This window comes from Myroides sp. LJL115, from assembly GCF_054871665.1.
This window is the reverse complement of record NZ_JBTXLS010000048.1, coordinates 1-22,897: the sequence shown is the minus strand read 5'-3', so window position 1 is coordinate 22,897 and position 22,897 is coordinate 1. Positions and strand designations below refer to the sequence as shown.

Genomic DNA, 22,897 nt, shown 5'->3' with positions numbered 1-22,897 from the left:
TTTGCCTAGCGCTTCCTTCAGATTCCACCTTGCGATGGACACCCTTGCATTTGGCTAACACTTCCCGTTGTAAAGGCGTGTTCGGGACTTACACCCTAGAGTTACTACCCATGCTGGGCACACTAAAGACAAAGGCTAAAATACAGATGTATTTCAGCCTTTGTCTTTTATGGGAACAATAGAATTAATATAAAATAAGGACATTTAATATCATTTACCTTGTACCGCTTTTTATTAAAATAATAATGCTTAGTCTTTAACGTGTTGTTTCACTCCTTGAGGAGTAGCTTGCGGCATCAAAAAACCTAATTTCATTCTTTGAAGCATTTTACGAACGAAGTTCACAAAAAATGTTCTTTGTCCAAATGCAGTTCCTATTGAAACTAATAAAACTTTGTATACAGGCATAATCAAAACTACATACAATATCCAGTAAGGTACCGGATGCATAATTCCTCGTTCTATTCCTAAAAAGGATAAAATAGGTCCTGACAGATAAGAAGAGGTTGTTCCAGTGATTGAAAAAACAATTAAAATAATCACTATTTGGTAATTTGAGGTTACGCCCCAACGCTGTTTTAACTTTTCCATTATTTATTTTTAATCTAAACAAAAGTACTACTTTTATTGATATGCAAACATTAAAATAAACTTAAATTATATCTATCTTACTATAAATGTGTCAACTAAAAGAATACTTTTTTATTAAGTACCCTAAATCACCATATTGCTTATAGTCTCCATAACGTATTCATGCATTACCTCACGATAATCCAAATGAGTTACCATTCTAAGCCAACCTTGCCCCATTTCACTAATAGCTATATTCTTTTGCTTTAGCTTATCTAAGAACAACTGGTTATAAGCGGGTTTAATTAGCTTGAAAATCACAATATTAGTCTGTACAGGTAAAACCTCACTAACGTAGTCCTTCTTTCTTAAAAGCATCTCTAATTGCTTTGCTCTAAAATGATCCCTTTGCAACCTACTTACATTGTTCTTTAATGCAAACAAAGCTGCGTTGGCTAAATAGCCAGTTTGACGCATTCCACCACCATATAACTTACGCAAACGTGTTGCTTTTTGAATATCTGCTTTACTGCCTAATAAAACAGAACCAATTGGGGCTCCTAAGCCTTTAGAGAAACAAACTGAAATAGTATCAAATAAAGCACCAAATTGAGAAGGGTGCTGACTTTTAGCCACTAAAGCATTCCACAGTCTTGCCCCATCTAAGTGTAGTTTAATATCCTTTGCTTTACAGAACTCTGCTATTTTTGCAATTTCTTCTAACTCATAACAAGCACCTCCACCTTTGTTAGTTGTGTTTTCTAAACACACCAAAGAAGTTTGCGGAAAATGAATATTTGTTGGATCGGTATATACTTTTTGTATGTCTTCTAGGCTAATTCTTCCTCTATCTCCATCGATTAATGCACAACTCACCCCACTATGAAAAGCAGCTCCGCCACTTTCGAATAAATAAATATGAGAAGATTTATCACAAATTATTTGATCTGCCGGTTGAGTATGTAGCTTTACAGCTACCTGATTTGCCATAGTTCCCGAAGGGAAAAATAAAGCAGCTTCCATTCCAAACAGCTCAGCTACAGCCAATTCTAGTTCATTAGTACTACCATCTTGTTTGTACACATCATCTCCCACTCTTGCCTTTAGCATATAGCTCACCATTTCCGGTGTAGGCTTCGTTATTGTATCACTGATTAAATTAATTTCCATAAATTGAATTGGAATAAGTATTTTTGCCTATAAATGTATTAAAAATTATGGTAACCACAGAACAACAAAAGGACATTATTGATCGCCTTGGTGCGTTAAGGAGGTATCTTTGACGTCGAAACGAAACTAATAGAGATTGAAAATGAGCAAGAAAAAACATTTGCTCCCGATTTTTGGGATAACTCTGAACAAGCACAAATTGTAGTAAAAAATTTAAGGGCTAAGAAAAAATGGGTAGAACAATACCAACAAGCCCAACAAAGTGTTGAAGAATTAGAGATTTTAATAGAATTCTTCTCCATGGGTGAGGCTACTGCTCAAGAAGTGGAAACACAGTACCAAGAATGCCTTGGCTATATTGAAGAGCTTGAATTTAAAAACATGTTATCTCAAGAAGGAGATAATATGAGTGCTATTGTTCAAATTACGGCGGGAGCTGGAGGTACAGAGAGTTGTGATTGGGCACAAATGCTAATGCGCATGTACTTAATGTGGGCAGAGAATTTTGGCATTACCCCAAAAGAACTAAACTATCAACCAGGAGAAGTCGCGGGACTAAAAACGGTAACATTAGAGTTTGATGGAGAGTTTGCCTTCGGTTATTTAAAAGGAGAAAACGGAGTACACCGATTAGTACGTATCTCCCCTTTTGATAGTAATGGAAAAAGGCATACTTCCTTTGCCTCTGTGTATGTTTACCCACTTGCCGATGAAAGTATCCAAATTGATATTAGCACATCGGATATTTCATGGGAAACCATGCGCTCTAGTGGCGCTGGGGGACAAAATGTAAATAAAGTGGAAACAGCAGTTAGACTTAGACACCACCCTACTGGAATAGTTATTGAAAACTCTGAAACCCGTTCTCAATTGGACAATAAACTCAAAGCAATGCAGCTTTTAAAGAGTCAGTTATACGAAATTGAACTAAAGAAAAAGCAAGCAATGCGAGATGAAATTGAAGCCAATAAGAAGAAAATCGAATGGGGCTCTCAAATTAGAAACTATGTAATGCATCCTTACAAACTAGTAAAGGATGTAAGAACTTCTTATGAAACAACTGATGTTGATTCGGTTATGGATGGGGAGATTGACGAGTTCTTAAAGGCCTATTTAATGATGATGGGACAAAAAGAATAAAAAAGGTGTTTTCAGCAACATGTTGAAAACACCTTTTTTTTATCCAATTATTTCTATGCAGTTATACCTAAAAAACAAAGGCTGATAAGAATTCCTACCAGCCCCTTTTTTAAAGATCCCCATCTTTAAAAAAACCTTGTTTGCCAACAAAGGTTATCTATATATAAAGACATACACCCCTTTTTCAAGCAGAGGAATGCCACCTATATACTACAACAAATATAAAGCTTTTAGTTAAAGAAAAAACATCTCAAGTAACTTCTTTTACTTTGTGTGAGATAATTTTGGGTATCCACATGACTTTTATTTCTCAACATCTCTTAAACAAGGCTTATCTTTACTAGCAAAAAAAACACCAAAGAGCAAAATTATTTTGCTTTTTGGTGTTTTACTATTGTGCTTATTTTGTAGAGTTATGTCCTACAAAAACTAAGGTACTATATTATATATTAGTGGGTAATTAAGCGAATTAGATAAAATACTATCATGGCTAATACAGCCGAAACAGGGATAGTAAGTATCCAAGCCCAAAGTAAGTTAATAGTTACTCCCCAACGAACCGCAGAGACTCTTTTTGTGATACCAACTCCAATGATAGACCCTGTAATGGTATGGGTGGTAGATACTGGAATTCCGAAATGCTCTGTTATGTACAAGGCAAATGCTCCAGCAGTTTCTGCTGCTACACCCTCTAAAGGAGTTACTTTAGTAATCTTAGATCCCATTGTCTTTACAATTTTCCATCCTCCAGATAATGTACCCAGACCAATGAATAAGAATGAAGCTAATGGCACCCACCACCAATGCTCTACGAAAACCTGGAAGGTATCTACGCCACTTTGTAAATAAGCTGGGTCTTGATCCACATGAATATGGAAAAAGATTACAGCAGCTCCAATAATCCCCATTACCTTTTGAGCGTCATTTCCTCCATGCCCTAAAGAGAACAGAGCAGAAGAAACAAGTTGTAAACGCTTAAACCAAGTTTCACATTTATGTGGATTCTTTTTTCTACAAATCCACAAAATGGCTATGGTTATAAAATAAGCTAAAACCATTCCTAATAAAGGAGCACCAAAAATAAATAAGAAAATTGGAATCACCTTAGAATAAACAATTACATCCTCTCCTCCAGGGGATAATCCACCAGCATAAGCTAATGCAGCTCCAATAAATCCACCGATTAAAGTATGTGAAGAAGAAGAAGGTATTCCCAATCTCCAAGTGATTAAGTTCCAAATAATAGCAGCTACTAGCCCCGCAAAAATAACCTCCAAAGTAATGAAGTTTTCGCTAACACTCTTTGCTATGGTATTACCAATTTTAAACTCCCCTATAATGTATAAGGAAATAAAATAAGCAGCAAAGTTAAAAGCAGCAGCCCAAACAACAGCCTGAAAAGGTGTTAAAACACGAGTGGTAACAATTGTTGCGATAGAATTGGCCGCATCGTGAAATCCGTTAATATAGTCAAACCCTAAGGCTAAAATGATAATAATAATTAACATTATACCACTTTGACTAGTTAACAATTCTGTAAAAAACTCCATAAAAAACGCTTCCTGAAAATTAAGAATATTTTACTGTGATTGTTTCCAGTACATTGGCTACATCTTTACAACTATCGGTAGCACTTTCTAAAGATGCCATTACCTCTTTGTATTTTATAATCTCAATGGCATCGCCTTCATTCTCGAAAATATCCAAAACAGCCTTATCAAAAACCTTATCTGCTTTACGCTCTAAGCGCACAATATTCTTACATACCTCACTTAAAAGTTGTAAGTTTTTTAAATTCTTTAACTCTAATAAACCTCTACTCACTTCACTACAAGCATCTAAGTTAGCTTCGGTTAGTTTTCTAAGAGCTTTAGTAATTTTATCAATTTGATAAAGACGCATTCTAGAGGCAGCATCGGCTAAGTTATCCGCTACTTGATCTACAGCTGTCATTAAGTTATAGATATCTTCTCTGTCAAAAGGAGTAATAAAGTTCTTAACTAACTCTACCCTTGTTTTTTGGGTTAATTCTTCTATCTCATGTTGAAGATTCTCAACTTGCTTGAGCATCTTTTCTCTTTCCTTACTTGGAGCATTTACAGCCTCATGTAATGTTTGTGAAAGCAATAACAACTTTGTTGAAGCTTGCTCAAATAAAGGATAAAACACTTTATCCTTTGGTACTAAAAATTGAAAAATGTTATTTAGCGACATCTATAATAAATGTTATGTGAAACGTGGACAAAAGTAATAACAATTATTTATCTATTGTTACCTTAATGTAAAATATTCATTAGAATTTATTGTTAGCAGGCATACTTTAACTACTACTTTATTTTGTACATTAGCGAAAACGTTATTAAAGACACATAAATATTCGCGTATAATATGGATTTAAATTTCAATAAAAACGAAGACCATAATAAGTTACTTCTTTCCGGATTAAAGTCAAAGTTAGCCAAGGTTAAACTTGGTGGAGGACAAAAAAGATTAGAAAAATTACATCAGCAAGGTAAATTAAGTGCTAGAGAACGAATTGACTACCTTTTAGATAAAGATGCTCCTAGTATTGAAATTGGCGCTTTAGCTGCTTTGGATATGTATAGTGAACACGGTGGATGTCCTAGCGCTGGAGTGGTAGTAAAAATAGGCTACATCAGCAATAAACAGTGTATTGTCGTGGCCAACGACGCTACGGTTAAAGCTGGAGCTTGGTTCCCAATGACTGGAAAAAAGAATTTAAGAGCCCAAGAAATTGCTATGGAAAACAATTTACCAATTATTTATTTGGTAGATAGTGCTGGAGTTTACTTGCCTTTACAAGATGAAATATTTCCAGACAAAGAACATTTTGGCCGAATATTTAGAAACAATGCCATTATGAGTAGTATGGGTATTACTCAAATCGCTGCAGTAATGGGAAGTTGTGTAGCTGGAGGAGCATATTTGCCTATTATGAGTGATGAGGCTTTAATTGTAGATAAAACAGGAAGTATATTCCTAGCTGGAAGCTATTTGGTTAAAGCTGCCATTGGTGAGAGTATTGACAATGAAACACTTGGTGGAGCAACTACGCATTGTAGTATCTCTGGGGTAACGGACTATAAAGCAAAAGACGATAAAGACGCCCTAGAGACTATAAAAAATATGATTGGTAAAATTGGTGACTTCACAAAAGCTGGATTCAATAGAATAAAACCAAATAAGCCAGCATTAGATCCACAAGAAATTTATGGAATACTACCTAAATCACGCCAAGAGCAATATGATATGTACAAGATCATTGAGCGCCTTGTAGACGACTCTGAAATACAAGAGTACAAAAAAGACTATGGCCAAAGTATTATTACAGCGTATGCACGTATAGATGGTTGGGCAGTTGGAATTGTTGCAAATCAGAGAAAAGTAGTTAAAAATGCTAAAGGAGAGATGCAGTTCGGTGGAGTAATTTACAGTGACTCGGCAGACAAAGCAACGCGTTTTATTGCAAATTGTAACCAAAAGAAAATCCCTTTAGTATTTATACAAGATGTAACGGGCTTTATGGTTGGTAGTAAAAGCGAGCATGGGGGAATTATAAAAGATGGAGCTAAAATGGTAAATGCAGTTTCTAATTCTGTAGTACCTAAATTCACTGTTATTGTAGGAAATTCCTATGGAGCTGGAAATTACGCCATGTGTGGAAAGGCCTATGATCCACGTCTAATTTTTGCTTGGCCAAGTGCTGAATTAGCTGTAATGGGAGGTTCTCAGGCTGCTAAAGTACTAACCCAAATCGAAGCTTCTTCCCTAAAGGCAAAAGGAGAAGAATTAACCAAAGAACAAGAAGAAAAACTACACGATAAAATAAAGGCTCGATATGATGATCAAGTCTCTCCTTACTACGCAGCTGCTCGTTTATGGACAGATGCTATCATTGATCCATTAGACACGCGTAAATGGATCTCTATGGGGATTGAAGCGGCAGATCACTCACCTATTGAAAAGAAATTTAATTTAGGAATTTTACAGGTTTAACCAAAACACTTATGTTTTAAAATATTTAGGGGCTGTCTTCAATTGTGAGACAGCCCCTTTCTTACTTAATAAATATCGTGCTTTACTTAGTATAATCTAATTATTTAATCTGAAATATAAATTACACCTAATAATTTACTCCTGAATGACAGCTAGGTAATCTTTATGAGATAGCCCCCATTTTTTAATCTTTAAGCTATTAACCTAATATAAAATACAAAGCAAGGAAAACACACTAACGGCAATCCATAAACCAACTCCTAAAATAAATGGCCTTAACCCAACTTGTACAATATCTTTATAATACAAATTACTTCCTATTAAAAAAAGAGTTACACTAAGTAGTTCTTTAGCTACTTTAGTTATCCACACACCGTATGGCTCTACAAAAGCCACATAGGTATTTAATAATATAGCTATTAAGAAAAAACCAATAAAATAGGGAATCTGAATTTTTGCGTTTTTACTTTTAAATAAAAACATAGATATAAAACTCAAAGGTATAATCCACAAAGCACGAGAGAGTTTCACTGAAGTGGCTACATCTAAGCTTATAGGACCATAGCTTTGAGCTGCTCCTACCACACTACTAGTATCATGAATAGCTATAGCACACCAGAGTCCAAAATCCTCTTGATTCATGTTTAAATAATGCCCAAAGAAGGGGAATATAAATAAAGCTAAAGCATTTAAAATAAATACAACTCCAAGAGCTAAAGAAATATTTTTACTAGAGGGTTTAATTACAGGAGCTATACTAGCTATAGCACTTCCCCCGCAAATAGCGGTACCACTAGTAATTAAATATCCTAATTTTTTATCTAAGCGTAAAACTTTAGTTAAAACAAATCCCAAAGCAAATACTAAAGCAATAGTATAAATAGTTAAAGATAACCCCTTCACACTACTTTGATAGACACTTTGAAGATTCATTCCAAATCCTAAAGCAACAATACAAACTTTAAGTAGTATACTAGTTGTTTTTGCAGAATGCTTTAAAAACGGATGTATATTAAACTGAGCATAAATTACCCCAGCCAAAAGAGCCATCCCCGGGCTCATAAACGGAAAAACACAAAGAATTATTAGAATAAAAAAAAGTGTTTTATGAAAAAACGAAGATTTAAAAAACATATCATATAAGATTTTATACCTGCAAAGCTATGACACTTTAACGATGTTTTTTCATACAAAATAGTTATCCTTTATAACCTAAAGTTATAACTCTTTACAAATTGCACAAACATATTAACCAAAGAGTTACTTTGACCTTGAAGTTCAATCACACTAAAATTTCGCATAATACTCAATGAAGCAATATCTACCACACGCAGTTCTTGGTATTTTAATTCTTTTAAAACAGCATGAATAGACAAAAAAGCAAAACTGTTGGAATGCATCAAATACATTTTAATGCTTTCGGTAGAAGAAAAATTCATTTCACAGGTTAAATCCCGTATATCTATACCTACTCTTTCTAAATTCTCTCTTACAATATCTAAGGTTCCTGATCCCTTCTCTCTTAATAAAAAAGACAACTTCAATAAATCTTTAGGACTTATTAAATCGCTTTGAACATAAGGATTACCTGTTCTACACACCAAAACAATCTCATCTTGCACCAAATCTTGGTACTTAATCTGTGGATTCCTACTACTGTTTTCTACTAAAGCAACATCTAAGCGATTATCCAGTAGTAAGTGCTCGATAATACTACTATTATCCGAGGTAATATCTACTTGAACATCGGTTAATTTTGCTCTGAATTTTGCAAGTAAGGGCGATAAAACATATTGAGAAATGGTAGTACTAGCTCCAATGCGTAAATAGCCCTCTACAAGAGCGTCGATAGCTTGAAGATCGAAGACCAACTTACCTTGTAGTGCAAAAACCTCAGTGGCATATTGAAGTAAAAGCTCTCCGGCTGGGGTTAAACTGATTTTCATTGCTCCTCTATTAAAGAGCTTTATTTGATAATGCTGCTCAATTTCTTTGATGTGCTTAGTTACCGCGGGTTGAGAAATACCTAGATCCTGAGCAGCTTTTGTAAAGCTCCCCCTATTTGCTACGGTATAAAAAACTTTTAAACGAAAATCAAACATAGTAAAAACTCTATAAAATTGGCAAATGAAATTCCTTTGAATAAAGACAAAAATAAAACTTCTAGACTTATAAATAATAGTAATGAGCTAAAATTCTAAAAAATCAACAACTAAGTACTTCTTTATGAAGTCTTACTCAATAAATCATGAGCTAGATTCCCTAGAGTTATTAAATCTTTTTTCACTTTGTCATTCCAAGGAAGCCCAAAACAAAGGCGCATACAATTCATATATTGGTTTTGTAGAGTAAACATTCTACCAGGGGCAATACTAATTTTCTTATCTATGGCTAAATTATAGAGTATAGTAGTATCTAACCTTGGATCAAACTCTACCCAAAGAGCCATACCTCCTTGAGGACGAGAAGTCTTAGTTCCCAATGGATAATACTGTTGTATCACTTGTACGAATCGCAAATAATTACTGTATAAATCTTTGCGCAATTTCACCAAGTGTTTATCATAAAGACCCAATTTGAAAAAATTTGCCAATGCCTCCTGCACTATACTAGCCGAGGTGATAGAATGGAAGAGTTTTTTCTGAAGAATTTGCTCTTTGTACCTTCCAGGTGCAATCCACCCCACTCTATAACCTGGAACAAGAGTCTTGGAAGCTGAGCTACAGTAAATTACATTACCATACTTATCAAAGCTTTTACAACATAGGGGCCTTTTTTGAGAAAAACTTAAATCCCCATATACATCATCTTCTATTAATGGTATATTATATCGGTGTAAAAGCTCAACCACCTCTTGTTTATTTTCAATTGGCATACAACTACCAAAGGGGGTATTGTAATTACTAATCAAAAGACAAATATCAATTTTGTCTATTACATCTTTTAAAGCCTGAATTTTAATACCAGTTGTTGGATTAGTTGGAAGCTCTAAAACCTTTAATCCAAAACTACTAGCTAATTGTAAAATTCCTGGATAACAAGGACTCTCAATAGCAATGGTATCTCCTGGCTTACCAATAGCCATAAGGCATAAAGCAAGTGCATTCATCGCCCCATTTGTTGTAATAATATCTGCTTCACTCAAATTACCGCCCCATAAAAGACTACGCATAGCAACCATTTTTCTTAAGTTTAAATTCCCTTGTACTGGCTCGTAATCTATACCAGCACTAGGCAATATTTTAGCAGCTTGAATGATTTGCTTTTTAATCTTTGCAATGGGCAATAACTCTCCATAGGGAGCGCTGAAGGAAAATAAAGTCATATCCTTATTTCCCATATCACTATAAACGGCTTTAATGATTTGAGAAGGAGCTGATTTACTAGGTCTTAACCTTGGACTTGTTTCCTGTACTAAAGGAAGATCCAATACTGCGGCCCTACTAACAAAAAATCCACTTTGAGCTTTGGCATATACTAAGTTTTGACTTTCTAATTCCCAGTAGACTCTCTTGGCTGTGTTCACACTTATATTATATTCTTTAGACAAAACCCGTATAGAAGGTAGTTTATCCCCATCTTGTAAAACGCCTTGATCGATTAATTTCTTCAAACCATTGGCAATCTCGATATATAAATAGGATTTTTCCATATTTTTTCAACTGTGTCCATACAAATATACAAAACTGAGACTGTGCTTAACCAAAAAGACGCAGTACATTTGTAAAAAATAAAAACATGGAACATACATCCACCTTAAACAACAGCACATCTGCTTACTCTAGCGGATGGCTAAACGGCTTTATTGGAGTTTTACTCTTTAGCGGGTCCATGCCATTTACTAAAATGGCTGTAATGTACTTTGATCCTTACTTTGCTACAGCATGTAGAGCTGCTATAGCAGGATTATTAGCACTTTTTTGTTTATGGAAATACAAAGAAAAACTACCTACTAAAGACCAAATTATTCCTATACTAATTGTAGCCTTAGGCGGAGTGGTAGGTTTCCCTATATTATCCGCTATTGCTTTGCAACATATAAGCTCGGCTCACTCCTTGGTTTTCTTAGGAATGCTACCAATGTGTACAGCAATATTTGCAGTTTTTATCGCAGGAGAAAGACCAAATAAATTATTTTGGTTATTTTCAAGCATAGGCGCCCTTCTTGTAGTGGGTTATGCCATATTACAAGGTGGTGAAGGAAATTTAACTGGAAATATCTTAATGTTAGGAGCTATTATCCTTTGCGGTTGGAGTTATGCTAAAGGAGCTGTACTTTCTAAAAGCTTAGGAGGTTGGCAAGTAATTTCTTGGGCTTTAGTATTTACTCTTCCTTTATCCTTACCAATGGTTTACTTAGAGGCTCCACAAAATCTATGGCAAGTAGACATACAGGGTTGGATAGGAATACTTTATATGGGAGTAATCAGCATGTTTGTCGGTTTTATCTTCTGGTATAAAGGCTTAGCACAAGGAGGAATTGCTCAAGTTGGTCAATTACAACTTTTACAACCATTTTTTGGAATGGCTTTAGCTGCAATTTTATTACATGAATCCATTTCATTATTAATGATTGGGGTAACCCTTGGAGTTATATTATGTGTGGCAGCAGGTAAACACTACGCAAGTAAACCCTAAAACAAGAAAAAAACTCTTTAAATTATAAAAAAAGGATTATTTACTTTAAACAAAGTAGGTAATCCTTTTTTTTTATCTCACAATAAAATCTTTGTTTGCTACAACGGGTTTAGGTAAATCAAGGCCTGTGATCTCACATAGAGAATGCTCAATATTTGCGCACATTTGATCCAGTGCTAAATCATTGGGCTCTTCGCCAAAAGGCTCTGCTATCTCATCAACCACTGAATCTAAACCTAAAAAAGTATAAGCTACAAAAGTCACAATAAACGGCATTGTCCAAACAATTAGGTTTATCAATCCAAAGGGTAATAAAAAACAATAGATATAAACGGTACGGTGTAACATTACAAAATATACAAATGGAATTTTTGTATGTAGAATTCTCTCACAAGTTGCCAATATATTAGATAGCTGGTCTATATTTTGATCTATTCTAGCCTGAGTAATGGTATCTATTTTTCCTTCCCGACAACACCTGGCAATTAAAGCAGTTAGTTCACAAAGTAAATAAGCTGGTTTAAAACGCATAGTGAGCATTTTCTCATACACTTTGTGGGAAAGTAAATTTTGTAATTTACTAAAATCATCCTTTTCCCTTAATTGGTAATTTAAGGCATAACAAAAAGCAATTACTATTTTAATAGCCTCTTGTTGTATCTTTTTATCTTCCAGAGTCTTATTAGGAAGGTAATTTAAAATTTGAAAACCAATAGACCTACTACAAATAACCAAATTACCCCAAGCCTTTCGGCCTTCCCAGAATCTATCATAGGCGGCATTATTACAAAAGGCCAAGAAAATAGCCAAAGAGATTCCTACTAAAGTAAATGCTCCTATATTCAAAGGAATGATAACCTCTGGAAAATAAATCCTTGCTATATAAACCAGCCAAGAAAAAATAAATACAGCAACAAGGGTAGGGTAAATTTTATATAAAACAGATCCCTTCCAGGTGAAGAGCATTTTGAAAACATGTGTTTTCTCCCTTACAATCATAATATAAGTATTTTTTATAGCACAAAGATAGAGTCCATTAATAAAAAAAGCTACTTATTTTTTTTATAAGTAGCTCTTAGCGATGCTCTAAACATCTTACAACAATAATTTATATCTGTACAACAAAATAATTTGGTGTTAAACTTAAAACACAGAATATTCTGATATTCGATACAAAGTAGTAAATATAGTATATTTTTTTTTAAATATCCGTTTTTAAAGTATAGAAAATTTAAATAAAAACGATAAAAAATACCAACTTTTTAAAAATCAATATAATACACGCTAAATTTTAAGACAATTTTAAACTACCTGTATATCAGAGTTGTCTTTAAATAAAATATTTGTTTACATTCGCAGTTAATATTAATAACTTTCAACTAAATGAATACTACTAATGCATCCAATCCTAAGGAGATTTCACTATTTCAGTCTTTAATTCCTGTAATTGCTCTTGTAGCTTTACTTGCAGTTAATGTATATGTATTCCGGGATGACGCGCTTAGTGGTACAAATCAATTTATTTTATTAATAGGTGGCACCATCGCAATGTCAGTAGGTGTTTTTAATAAAGTTCCCTATGAGCAAATTTTAATTCAAATCACCAATAACGTTAGAGATACCTCTAGTGCAATTTTCATTTTACTTTTAGTAGGTGCTTTATCCGGTACTTGGTTAATTAGTGGCATAATTCCTAATATGATTTTCTACGGATTAAAAATACTACACCCATCTATATATTTACCAGCCTGTGTTTTAATTACCTCAATAATATCGGTTGCCACAGGTAGCTCATGGACTACTTCAGCTACTGTTGGTATAGCACTTGTTGGTATCGGAAACGCTTTGGGAATGCCACTTGGAGTAGTTGGAGGAGCTGTTATCTCAGGAGCTTATTTTGGAGATAAACTATCGCCTTTATCTGACACTACAAACCTAGCCCCTACTATGGCTGGTACAGATCTTTTTACACACATTAAATACATGGCCTATACGACAGTGCCTACTTATATAGTAACATTAGCAGTCTTTATAGCCTTTGGAATTATCTATAGCGCAGAAGGTGAAGTAAATACACAAGAAACACTAGACGCAATATCTAATACTTTCCTAATTACCCCTTGGTTATTCTTAGTACCATTGATTGTAATTTTCTTAATTGTAAAAAGAGTACCACCAATTGCTGCTTTATTAATTGGTACACTCTTAGGAGCAATATGTGCATTAATCTTTCAACCAGGAATAGTACTTGCTATTTCTGGAGGAGATACCTTCTCTTACTATAATGCATATAAGGGAATCATGCTTGCTTTAACTACAGATATTCACATTGTCTCTCCAATGGAAAGCTTAAATGGTTTATTTGAGGCAGGTGGAATGGCTAGTATGCTAAATACGGTATGGCTTATTTTGTGTGCAATGTTCTTTGGAGGAACCATGGAGGCAATTGGAGCTCTTAGAAAAATATCGACTTCATTACTTAGCATAGCAAATAGTGTTTTTGGTTTATTTGCAAGTACGGTGGCAAGTTGTTTGGCTATTAACGTAATGACTTCTGACCAATACCTTTCGATTGTAGTACCTGGTAAGATGTTTGCAGAGGCATATAAAGAAAAAGGCTTAGCACCTGAGAACTTAAGTAGAACCTTAGAAGACTCTGGTACAGTAACCTCTGTACTTATCCCATGGAATACATGTGGAGCTTATCATGCTGGAGTACTAGGTATACCAACATTAACCTACTTACCATATGCAGTATTTAACTACTTAAGCCCTTTTGTTACTTTATTATATGCGGCCTTGAACTATAAAATTAGAATGATAAAACCTAAAAATTAGCAATTCTCTAACACCTTATAATTTTAACATATCACTTTAAAGTTGTATATTTAGACCATTGTGAAACACTAACCACTATAAAGCTATCTTATAGCTTCAAGAGAAATACTATAAGAAAAACTTATACTCAAATAAAAACAAATAATGGCTTTTGATTTTAATTTGACTTATTTGGTGATAGATTTGCAATAGAAAATAACAAGAAACATATAATAACTTTAAAACAATAATTATGTCTTTAGTAGGTAAAAAATTTCCAAACATTACAGTTGATGCAATTTCAGAAATGGGTGACGATTTAAGAATCAACATTTTCGAAGAAGCTACAAAAAACAATAAAAAAGTATTATTATTCTGGTATCCGAAAGATTTTACTTTCGTTTGTCCTACAGAATTACACGCTTTCCAAGAAGCTTTAGGTGAATTCGAAAAAAGAAACACAATGGTTATTGGAGCATCTTGTGATACAAACGAAGTACACTTTGCTTGGTTAAACACTGCAAAAGACAACGGTGGAATCGAAGGTGTAACTTACCCACTTATCGCTGATACTCAAAGAAACTTATCTTCAGTATTAGGTATTTTAGACATCGAATCAGAAGAGTATGATGCAGAATTAGATACAGTTATCGTTCAAGGATCAAATGTAACGTACAGAGCTACTTATTTAATTGATGAGACTGGAAAAATTTTCCACGAATCAGTAAACGATATGCCATTAGGTAGAAACGTAAATGAGTACTTAAGATTAATTGATGCTTATACTCACGTTCAAAACTTTGGAGAAGTTTGTCCTGCAAACTGGGAAGAAGGAAAAGACGCAATGAATGCTAACAGAACAGGTGTTGCTGAATACTTAAGCAAGCACTAAGATACAATTACGCACTTTAATAGTTAATCGTAGTAGTATTAGTAACCTAAAAATCAAAATAATATGCTTTTAGAATTAGATCAAGATAATTTACAAGAACTTGTAAACTCAAATAACAAAGTAGTAGTTCAGTACTCTGCAACATGGTGTGGTAACTGTAGAATTATGAAACCTAAGTTTAAAAAACTGTCAACGGAAAAAGAAGACATCACGTTTATTATAGCCGATGCTGAGAAGTTTCCAGAGTCAAGAAAATTAGCAGAGGTTACCAATCTACCAACGTTTGCTATCTTTGTGGATGGTAAATTAGTTGAACAAACACAAACAAATAAAGCGGAAGTTCTTAACGAATTAGTAGAGAAGCTAGCTTAACATTTAAGTTTAAAAGCAATGAAATTACCAGTAATTAAACATTTGACTCAATTTATTGAGCAAAACGATCAAGATTACATTATTGAAACAATTGAAGTTCTTGAAAACTTATGTGAAGTTCCATCTTTAAAAGATGAAGAATTAGACGTAATTGGAGAGCTTATTTCAAATATGTATGGAGCCTTAGAGGTTCAAAAAATGATCAAAGAAGGTGCTACACAAAAAGAAGCTTTAAACGCTTTTATGAAAAGAGTACTAGGGTCTATTGATAAATAATCCTGGCTTTTAGCCAAAACAATACCTAAAAAGGGACTGTCTTAAAAGATTGTCCCTTTTTTAATTCTCCTACTTTTTAAATGAATTAGCAACCATATCCTTCCACCTAGGCTCTACCCTAGTCTATTGGTTACAAAGCAGATTATCTAAAATCTATAAAAAACTTCTATAAAGCACTGTCTTTACAAATCAAAAAAGTAAAACACAACGTATAGAAAAATTTAAGAACTTCTAAGACCGGTAAATATTTTTACTCTCTCTTTGTTAACTATGGTATTACTTTTATGTTGATTTTAGGGAATTGCGAATATTTATAGCTGTTTTTAAGAGGTTAATCTAGTAAATTTTGCCTATTTTTGTTTTGTATTAAAACTAAAAATTATGGCTCAAGTAACATTAAAAAACAATCCTATTCACACAATTGGAGAACTTCCAGCTTTACAAAGCCAAGCTCCAGAATTCGATTTAGTATCTACAACATTAGAAGATAAAAACTTATCTAACTACAAAGGAAAGAAAGTTGTTCTTAATATCTTCCCAAGTGTGGATACTCCTACATGTGCAATGTCTGTTAGACATTTCAACCAAGATGCAGCTGCTTTACAAAACACAGTAGTTCTATGTATTTCTCGCGATTTACCTTTTGCACAAGCTCGTTTTTGTGGTGCAGAAAACATTGAGAATGTAGAAATGCTTTCTGATTTTAGAAATGGACAATTTGGAAAAGACTACGGACTTATCTTTACTGACGGTCCACTAAAAGGACTTCTTTCTAGAAGCATTGTGGTTTTAGATGAAAACCACCGTGTAATCTACACAGAACAAGTAAGTGAAACAGCGAATGAACCAAACTATCAAAAAGCACTAGAGGCTCTTAAATAGTTTACAAATAAGGTATTATACTGTTATTGATGGCATTTTATAGGATAAAAATATTCTTTTAAAAACTATTAATAACAGTATTCTAGTTTTAATACAAAAACCAAAATCCCTATTCCCTTTTAGTTATAAAAGCAACAATGAAAAAAGATAATAAGACCAGCCAAACAAAAGCTAAACCTAAAGTGGAGGCTACTCCAAAATATAATACCTCCCTATTTAAAACTAAATTCTTATTCCAATTACTACTTATTACCTGTGGTATCTTACTAACAATTAGTTTGATATCTTATTTTAATACTGGAGAAATAGACCAAAGTCACTTACACGACTTAGGACAAAGAGAAGTAGAGGTAGTAAATAAAACTGGTAAATTTGGCGTATGGATCTCACATATATTAATTTACCAAGGTTTTGGAATTGCAGCTTTTCTTATCCCTATCATTTTAATTCATACCGGTATATATGGTATTTTTGGTGTACAAAGTAAAAGAATCAAAAATGTAATCTTCTGGGACTTAACCCTAATGTTGCTTTTAAGTGTTTTCTTTGGTTTTTTCGCAGCCAAAAACCCACTCCTTGGAGGAAGTGTTGGTTTTGAGATCAACGATTACTTAGTTGACTACCTTGGTGTATTTGGCACTTTATTAGTTATTATATTTTTAAGCGTGGCATTTATTTTATTCCGTTTTAAACCATCTCCCCAAAAGATGAAGGCTACTATTGAGTCAATTAAAGCCTATATATTAAAACTAATCGCCAAAGGGAAGCAAAGTCATAATGACTTTAAAGATAAACCTCTACAAGATACGAAACAGGAGAATCCAACAAATGTTGCTCCTAATACTCCTGTAGAATCTGTAAGCAAGTCAACACCTATAGTAGAAGATTACCCAGACCAAACTCAAGCCCCACAAGACGAACTTACACAAGAGCAAAAACCTGCCAAAGGGCCTGCACAAGCCCAAGAGCTAGAAATTGGCCAAACACAAGAGCAACAGAATATTGTGATGGATTTAGAGCTTTCTTTGGACAACACCCATTCTATTTCAGCAAAACTAGAAGTAGAACCACACCATGAAGAGTTTGAAATCCAAGCTCCTGTAGAAGAACAAACCTTAGAGGAGAACCTAGCTTCAAAACTAGTTCAGGACTTTGGTGAGTTTGATCCTACTTTGGAATTAGCCAATTATAAATTTCCGTCCATTGAGATATTAAAAGAATATGGTAACTCAAGTATTACTATAAACCAAGAGGAACTAGAGACCAATAAAAACAATATTGTAGAAACTTTAAAGAACTACAAAATTGACATTGCTAAAATTAAAGCAACTGTTGGTCCTACAGTAACCCTATATGAAATTGTTCCTGAGGCTGGAGTGAGAATCTCGAAGATTAAAAACTTAGAGGATGATATTGCCCTTTCCTTAGCAGCATTAGGAATTCGTATTATTGCTCCTATACCAGGAAAAGGAACCATTGGTATTGAGGTTCCTAATACTAATCCTTCAATCGTTTCAATGAAAAGTGTAATTAGCTCTCCAAAATTTCAAAATGCTGAAATGGAGCTACCTGTAGCACTTGGAAAAACAATTTCCAATGAAACTTTTGTAGTTGACTTAGCCAAAATGCCCCATCTATTAATGGCAGGTGCAACAGGTCAAGGTAAATCGGTAGGTTTAAATGCTCTTCTAACTTCTTTACTATACAAAAAACACCCTGCAGAGGTGAAATTTGTTTTGGTGGATCCAAAGAAAGTAGAGCTTACTTTATTCAATAAAATTGAAAGACATTACTTAGCGAAATTACCAGATAGCCAAGATGCAATTATAACCGATAACACTAAGGTAATTCATACCCTGAACTCTTTGTGTATTGAAATGGACAACCGATACAATCTTTTAAAGGATGCCTCGGTAAGAACCATTAAAGAGTATAACGAAAAATTCAAGCAACGTAAATTAAATCCGGAAAATGGACATCAGTTTCTACCCTATATCGTACTAGTTATCGATGAGTTTGCAGATTTAATTATGACAGCTGGAAAAGATGTAGAAACCCCTATAGCTCGCTTAGCCCAATTGGCTAGAGCCATTGGAATCCATTTAATTGTTGCTACACAAAGACCTTCTGTAAATGTTATTACAGGTATTATTAAAGCTAACTTCCCAGCTAGAATTGCCTTTAGGGTAACCTCCAAAATTGACTCACGTACTATTTTAGATGGTCAAGGTGCGGATCAATTAATTGGTAGAGGAGATATGCTTTACACCCAAGGAAATGACATAGTAAGGGTACAATGTGCCTTTGTAGATACACCTGAGGTAGAGAAGCTAACCGAGTATATTGGTTCACAAAAAGCCTACCCAGACGCTTACCATTTACCAGAATATGTTGGAGAAGAAGGCGGTTCTAACCTAGAGATAGACGTAAGTGAGAGAGACCAGCTTTTTAAAGAAGCTGCAGAGGTTATTGTAACCGCTCAGCAAGGTTCTGCCTCTTTATTACAGAGAAAACTTAAATTAGGTTATAACAGAGCGGGAAGAATTATTGACCAATTAGAAGCTGCTGGTATTGTAGGTCCGTTCGAGGGAAGTAAGGCAAGAAGTGTTAACATACCAGATTTAGTGAGTTTGGAACAATTTTTGAACCAAGATTAACAACTAAAACAAAACAAATGAAAAAATTAATTATCTATAGTATATTATCTCTTTTTAGCATAACTACAACTTTTGCACAAAGTAGCCAAAGAGCAAAAAACTACTTACAAGAAGTAAGTAATAAAGTAAAAAATTACCAGAACGTATCTCTAGACTTTAGCTATAACTCTATAGAGAAAAATGATTTACAGCCTAGCTTTCAAGCCAAGGGGCAATTAGATCTACAAAAAGACCTCTATAAACTAGAGTTCATGGATGTAACCAAAATCTTTGACGGTAAAAAAGTATATACTATTTCTGAGGAAGATATGGAGGTAACAGTATCTAACTACTCAAAAGAAAACACTAATGCTTTACTACCTTCTGACTTATTGGATTTTTTCCAAAGTGGTTTTGATTTCCAATGGGATACAACAGCAATGATACAAGGAAAAAAAATACAATACATCAAACTACTTCCAACGGATAAAAACAGTACTATTGATTATATCCTTTTAGGAATAGAGGATGCCACGAAAAATATCTATACTAAAGTACAAATGGACAAAAACGGCACAAAATCTACCTTGGTGGTTAATTCTTTCCAAAGTAATCAGCCTATGTCAAAAAATCATTTTACCTTTACACCATCGGCTTATTCCGATTATTATATTAATAAAATAGATTAGTTTTATTTTTTGTGAAAATACTAGACCGCTATATTCTAACTAGCTTTGCTATGACCCTTTTTACGGTCTTTGCAATTTTGTACTTTATATTTATACTCCAAGGGGTATGGTTGTTTATTACCGAACTAGCCGGTAAAGACTTAGATGTAATTGTTGTAATTCAATTCTTATTGTTTTACTCCCCTAAAATGGTGCAATTAGTACTGCCTTTATCTGTACTTCTAGCCTCGATAATGACTTTTGGATCCTTTGCTGAAAACTATGAGTTTGCAGCAATGAAAGCCTCTGGTATTTCTCTAGCTAGAGCAATGCGTCCCTTATCGATTTTTATCGCTATTTTAGCCCTTATTTCCTTTTGGTTTGCCAACGATGTCATACCTAGATCCGAATTTAAGTTCATTAATCTACGTAAAGAGATTTCTCAAACTAAACCTGCAATGGCTATTGCTCAAGGTCAATTTACTGAGTTAGGAAATGCCAATATCAAAGTGGACAAAAAATCAGGAGATAATGGACAATACTTAGACAATGTTACAATGCATATTAGAAGTAATGGTGGTTTTAGCAATAAGGCTGTTATTCGCTCTATAGAAGGAGAATTGGAAAGTAGTACATCGAGTAATTTATTAAAACTACATCTATTAGATGGTAATTACTACGAGGATGTAGAGGCTAAAACGTATAACGAAAAAAAGAAAAGTCCATTTATCAAAGCAAAGTTTGATCGTTATACCCTTAATATGGACCTTAACGCATTAAACCCCACTGCTGGTGATCAGGACGCTATTAGCAATACTTACCATATGCTAAATATGTCTCAGTTAAATTATACTATAGACTCCTTAACTCAAGAGCTTAGCAATAATAAAGTATCTAATACCGACAACTTAACCTTACGCCTAAAGTCACTTTATTCTTCTCCTACAGATAATACTACTTATACGTATTTACCAGAAGCACCAAAAGATATATTAGGCCTTTTTGATTTAACCAATCAACAGCGTATTTTACAGACTTCGGAAGAGTATATTAGCAATTTGGTCTTTAATGCAGAAACCAATGACGCAACAGTATTGGCCCAGAAAAAACATATCAATTCGCATTATTTGGCTTTATACCAAAAATTCGTAATTGCATTCTCTTGTTTTCTAATGTTCTATATCGGAGCCCCATTAGGAGCAATTATACGAAAAGGAGGTTTAGGTTTACCTATGGTTTTTGCCGTAATAATCTTTATCTCTTATCACTTTATTAATACCTTTGGAACTAAAGTAGCCCAAGAGGATGGAATGCCTCCTATTGTTGGAGCATGGATAGGTCCTCTAGCCTTAACTCCTTTAGCTATATTTTTAACTTATACGGCCACTAAGGATAATGGAGACGTTAATTTCAGCGCTCCTATAGACTTTGTAGTAGACTTATTTACAAAAGTAAAAGGCAAGTTTACCTCTAAAGGAAAAGTTAAAGAGGAAACACAACAAAAATTTTAAACACTAACAAGCGTAAAACACAACTATAATGTCACAAAATCATATTGAACTAAACACCATCGAGGAGGCAATTGAAGATATCCGCCAAGGAAAAGTAATCATCGTGGTAGATGATGAGGATCGTGAAAATGAAGGGGACTTTATCGCAGCGGCTGAAATGGTAACTCCTGAGATGATTAATTTTATGGCCACTCATGGAAGAGGTCTGATTTGTGCTCCATTAACTCAAAGTAGATGTAAAGAATTAGATCTACATCCAATGGTTACCGACAATACGGTTTTACACCAAACCGCTTTTACTGTATCGGTTGACTTAAAAGGACATGGATGTACCACAGGTATTTCTACTTATGATAGAGCAAAAACAATTGAATTCTTAGTTAAAGAAGAAACTAAAGCAGAAGATTTAGGACGTCCTGGACACATCTTCCCATTGATTGCAAAGCAAGGTGGGGTATTACGTCGTACTGGTCATACAGAAGCAGCTGTAGATTTAGCTCGTTTAGCTGGCTTTAAACCTGCAGGAATCTTAGTAGAGATACTTAATGAGGATGGTACAATGGCTAGACTTCCAGAATTAATGGAAGTAGCTAGAAAGTGGGATTTAAAGATTATTTCTATTGAAAATCTAGTAGCTTACCGTATGAAACACGATAGTTTAATTCAAAAGAAAGAAGACTTTGAATTAGATACTCGCTTTGGTAAGTTCCGTTTAAGAGCCTACCAACAAATCACCAATAAACAAGTGCATTTAGCCCTTACAAAAGGAGATTGGGATCAAAATGAACCTGTACTTACAAGAATTAATTCTATGTTAGGTACCAATGATATCTTAGATGCATTAAGTGGTAAATTAGACAAACGCATTGAATCTGCTTTTGCTAAAATTAACCAAGAAGGAAAAGGTGCTATTTTATTTATCAACCAAGAGGAATTGAGCTCAAGTTTACTTAATCGCCTTTCTTTATTAAAAGAACAAGGTGGTAAACTAGATTTAGATACTGCTAAATTAGCAGCCGATGACAAAGATTTTGGAATTGGAGCTCAGATTCTACACGATTTAGGAATCAATAAGATTAACCTAATGACTAACACAGAACAAAGTAAAAGAGTAGGTATGACAGGATATGGTTTAGAAATAGCTTCTTATACCAAATACTAAAAGTATTACTTTGCTAGAAAAATCGAGTAGGAGGCTGAAGATTATTTCTTCAGCCGACCTCTCACACCACCTGGCATACGGATCCGTACCAAGGCGGTTCTTAACTTTACGATACTTTTAAGTAGATGTCATGTATAGAAGTATAG

20 protein-coding genes are annotated in these 22,897 nt (G+C 34.2%); 12 read left to right on the top strand and 8 right to left on the bottom strand.

What is annotated here, in order from left to right; translation table 11 throughout:
* Positions 1-249: 249 nt before the first annotated feature.
* Together ACYSNX_RS11095 and ACYSNX_RS11090 are read right to left on the bottom strand one after the other, a co-directional pair.
* Positions 250-591: a DUF6787 family protein gene (locus ACYSNX_RS11095; protein WP_461754738.1), complete on the bottom strand. Its 342-nt coding sequence runs from the start codon at positions 589-591 to the stop codon at positions 250-252.
* Between the two features lie 123 nt (positions 592-714).
* On the bottom strand, positions 715-1,740 hold the full coding sequence (locus tag ACYSNX_RS11090) for a threonine aldolase family protein (protein WP_461754737.1): 1,026 nt from the start codon (positions 1,738-1,740) through the stop codon (positions 715-717).
* Positions 1,741-1,787: 47 nt separating this feature from the next.
* On the opposite strand from ACYSNX_RS11090, the gene prfB reads away from it, so the two are divergent.
* A protein-coding gene (prfB, locus tag ACYSNX_RS11085) for a peptide chain release factor 2 (RefSeq protein WP_461754736.1) occupies positions 1,788-2,880 on the top strand; the annotation gives its coding sequence in 2 pieces (ribosomal slippage) (positions 1,788-1,850 and positions 1,852-2,880; 1,092 coding nt in all).
* 449 nt (positions 2,881-3,329) lie between these two features.
* Here the strand turns inward: prfB and ACYSNX_RS11080 are convergent.
* Together ACYSNX_RS11080 and ACYSNX_RS11075 are read right to left on the bottom strand one after the other, a co-directional pair.
* Positions 3,330-4,430 (bottom strand): inorganic phosphate transporter, encoded by a 1,101-nt coding sequence (locus tag ACYSNX_RS11080; protein ID WP_461754735.1) that lies wholly within the window; start codon positions 4,428-4,430, stop codon positions 3,330-3,332.
* Between the two features lie 19 nt (positions 4,431-4,449).
* A complete protein-coding gene (locus ACYSNX_RS11075; RefSeq protein WP_461754734.1) occupies positions 4,450-5,094 on the bottom strand; it encodes a DUF47 domain-containing protein in 645 nt (214 codons plus the stop codon).
* A 174-nt stretch (positions 5,095-5,268) separates the two neighbouring features.
* Between ACYSNX_RS11075 and ACYSNX_RS11070 the strand changes: the two genes are divergently transcribed.
* Positions 5,269-6,897 (top strand): acyl-CoA carboxylase subunit beta, encoded by a 1,629-nt coding sequence (locus tag ACYSNX_RS11070; RefSeq protein ID WP_461754733.1) that lies wholly within the window; start codon positions 5,269-5,271, stop codon positions 6,895-6,897.
* Positions 6,898-7,101: 204 nt separating this feature from the next.
* Here the strand turns inward: ACYSNX_RS11070 and ACYSNX_RS11065 are convergent, their stop codons facing one another.
* From ACYSNX_RS11065 to ACYSNX_RS11055, 3 genes are all read right to left on the bottom strand, one after another.
* Positions 7,102-7,959, bottom strand: a complete 858-nt coding sequence (locus ACYSNX_RS11065; protein WP_461754732.1) for a YeiH family protein — start codon at positions 7,957-7,959, stop codon at positions 7,102-7,104.
* 143 nt (positions 7,960-8,102) lie between these two features.
* A complete protein-coding gene (locus ACYSNX_RS11060; RefSeq protein WP_461754731.1) occupies positions 8,103-8,999 on the bottom strand; it encodes a LysR substrate-binding domain-containing protein in 897 nt (298 codons plus the stop codon).
* A 122-nt stretch (positions 9,000-9,121) separates the two neighbouring features.
* The gene (locus ACYSNX_RS11055) at positions 9,122-10,549 is read right to left on the bottom strand and encodes an aminotransferase-like domain-containing protein (RefSeq protein WP_461754730.1); all 1,428 of its coding nucleotides are present in this window, start codon (positions 10,547-10,549) and stop codon (positions 9,122-9,124) included.
* Between the two features lie 86 nt (positions 10,550-10,635).
* Here ACYSNX_RS11055 and ACYSNX_RS11050 point away from each other — a divergent pair, with 86 nt between their 5' ends.
* Positions 10,636-11,535: a DMT family transporter gene (locus ACYSNX_RS11050; protein WP_461754729.1), complete on the top strand. Its 900-nt coding sequence runs from the start codon at positions 10,636-10,638 to the stop codon at positions 11,533-11,535.
* Positions 11,536-11,607: 72 nt separating this feature from the next.
* Here ACYSNX_RS11050 and ACYSNX_RS11045 read toward each other — a convergent pair whose 3' ends face one another.
* Positions 11,608-12,534, bottom strand: a complete 927-nt coding sequence (locus ACYSNX_RS11045) for a bestrophin family protein (RefSeq protein WP_461754728.1) — start codon at positions 12,532-12,534, stop codon at positions 11,608-11,610.
* A 384-nt stretch (positions 12,535-12,918) separates the two neighbouring features.
* On the opposite strand from ACYSNX_RS11045, the gene nhaC reads away from it, so the two are divergent.
* The 9 genes from nhaC to ribB all read left to right on the top strand — a co-directional run bounded on the left by nhaC (position 12,919) and on the right by ribB (position 22,751).
* On the top strand, positions 12,919-14,373 hold the full coding sequence (gene nhaC / locus ACYSNX_RS11040; RefSeq protein WP_461754727.1) for a Na+/H+ antiporter NhaC: 1,455 nt from the start codon (positions 12,919-12,921) through the stop codon (positions 14,371-14,373).
* A gap of 232 nt (positions 14,374-14,605) precedes the next feature.
* Complete coding sequence (locus tag ACYSNX_RS11035; protein ID WP_461754726.1) at positions 14,606-15,244, top strand: redoxin domain-containing protein; 639 nt, start codon at positions 14,606-14,608, stop codon at positions 15,242-15,244.
* A gap of 63 nt (positions 15,245-15,307) precedes the next feature.
* Positions 15,308-15,616, top strand: a complete 309-nt coding sequence (locus tag ACYSNX_RS11030) for a thioredoxin family protein (RefSeq protein ID WP_461754725.1) — start codon at positions 15,308-15,310, stop codon at positions 15,614-15,616.
* Between the two features lie 18 nt (positions 15,617-15,634).
* Positions 15,635-15,892: a DUF6952 family protein gene (locus tag ACYSNX_RS11025; protein WP_461754724.1), complete on the top strand. Its 258-nt coding sequence runs from the start codon at positions 15,635-15,637 to the stop codon at positions 15,890-15,892.
* 381 nt (positions 15,893-16,273) lie between these two features.
* A complete protein-coding gene (gene tpx / locus ACYSNX_RS11020; RefSeq protein WP_461754723.1) occupies positions 16,274-16,774 on the top strand; it encodes a thiol peroxidase in 501 nt (166 codons plus the stop codon).
* Positions 16,775-16,911: 137 nt separating this feature from the next.
* The gene (locus ACYSNX_RS11015) at positions 16,912-19,431 is read left to right on the top strand and encodes a DNA translocase FtsK (protein ID WP_461754722.1); all 2,520 of its coding nucleotides are present in this window, start codon (positions 16,912-16,914) and stop codon (positions 19,429-19,431) included.
* A 17-nt stretch (positions 19,432-19,448) separates the two neighbouring features.
* On the top strand, positions 19,449-20,099 hold the full coding sequence (locus ACYSNX_RS11010) for a LolA family protein (RefSeq protein ID WP_461754721.1): 651 nt from the start codon (positions 19,449-19,451) through the stop codon (positions 20,097-20,099).
* An 11-nt stretch (positions 20,100-20,110) separates the two neighbouring features.
* Complete coding sequence (locus ACYSNX_RS11005) at positions 20,111-21,589, top strand: LptF/LptG family permease (RefSeq protein ID WP_461754720.1); 1,479 nt, start codon at positions 20,111-20,113, stop codon at positions 21,587-21,589.
* Positions 21,590-21,617: 28 nt separating this feature from the next.
* Positions 21,618-22,751, top strand: a complete 1,134-nt coding sequence (ribB, locus tag ACYSNX_RS11000) for a 3,4-dihydroxy-2-butanone-4-phosphate synthase (RefSeq protein WP_461754719.1) — start codon at positions 21,618-21,620, stop codon at positions 22,749-22,751.
* The last annotated feature ends 146 nt before the right edge of the window (positions 22,752-22,897 follow it).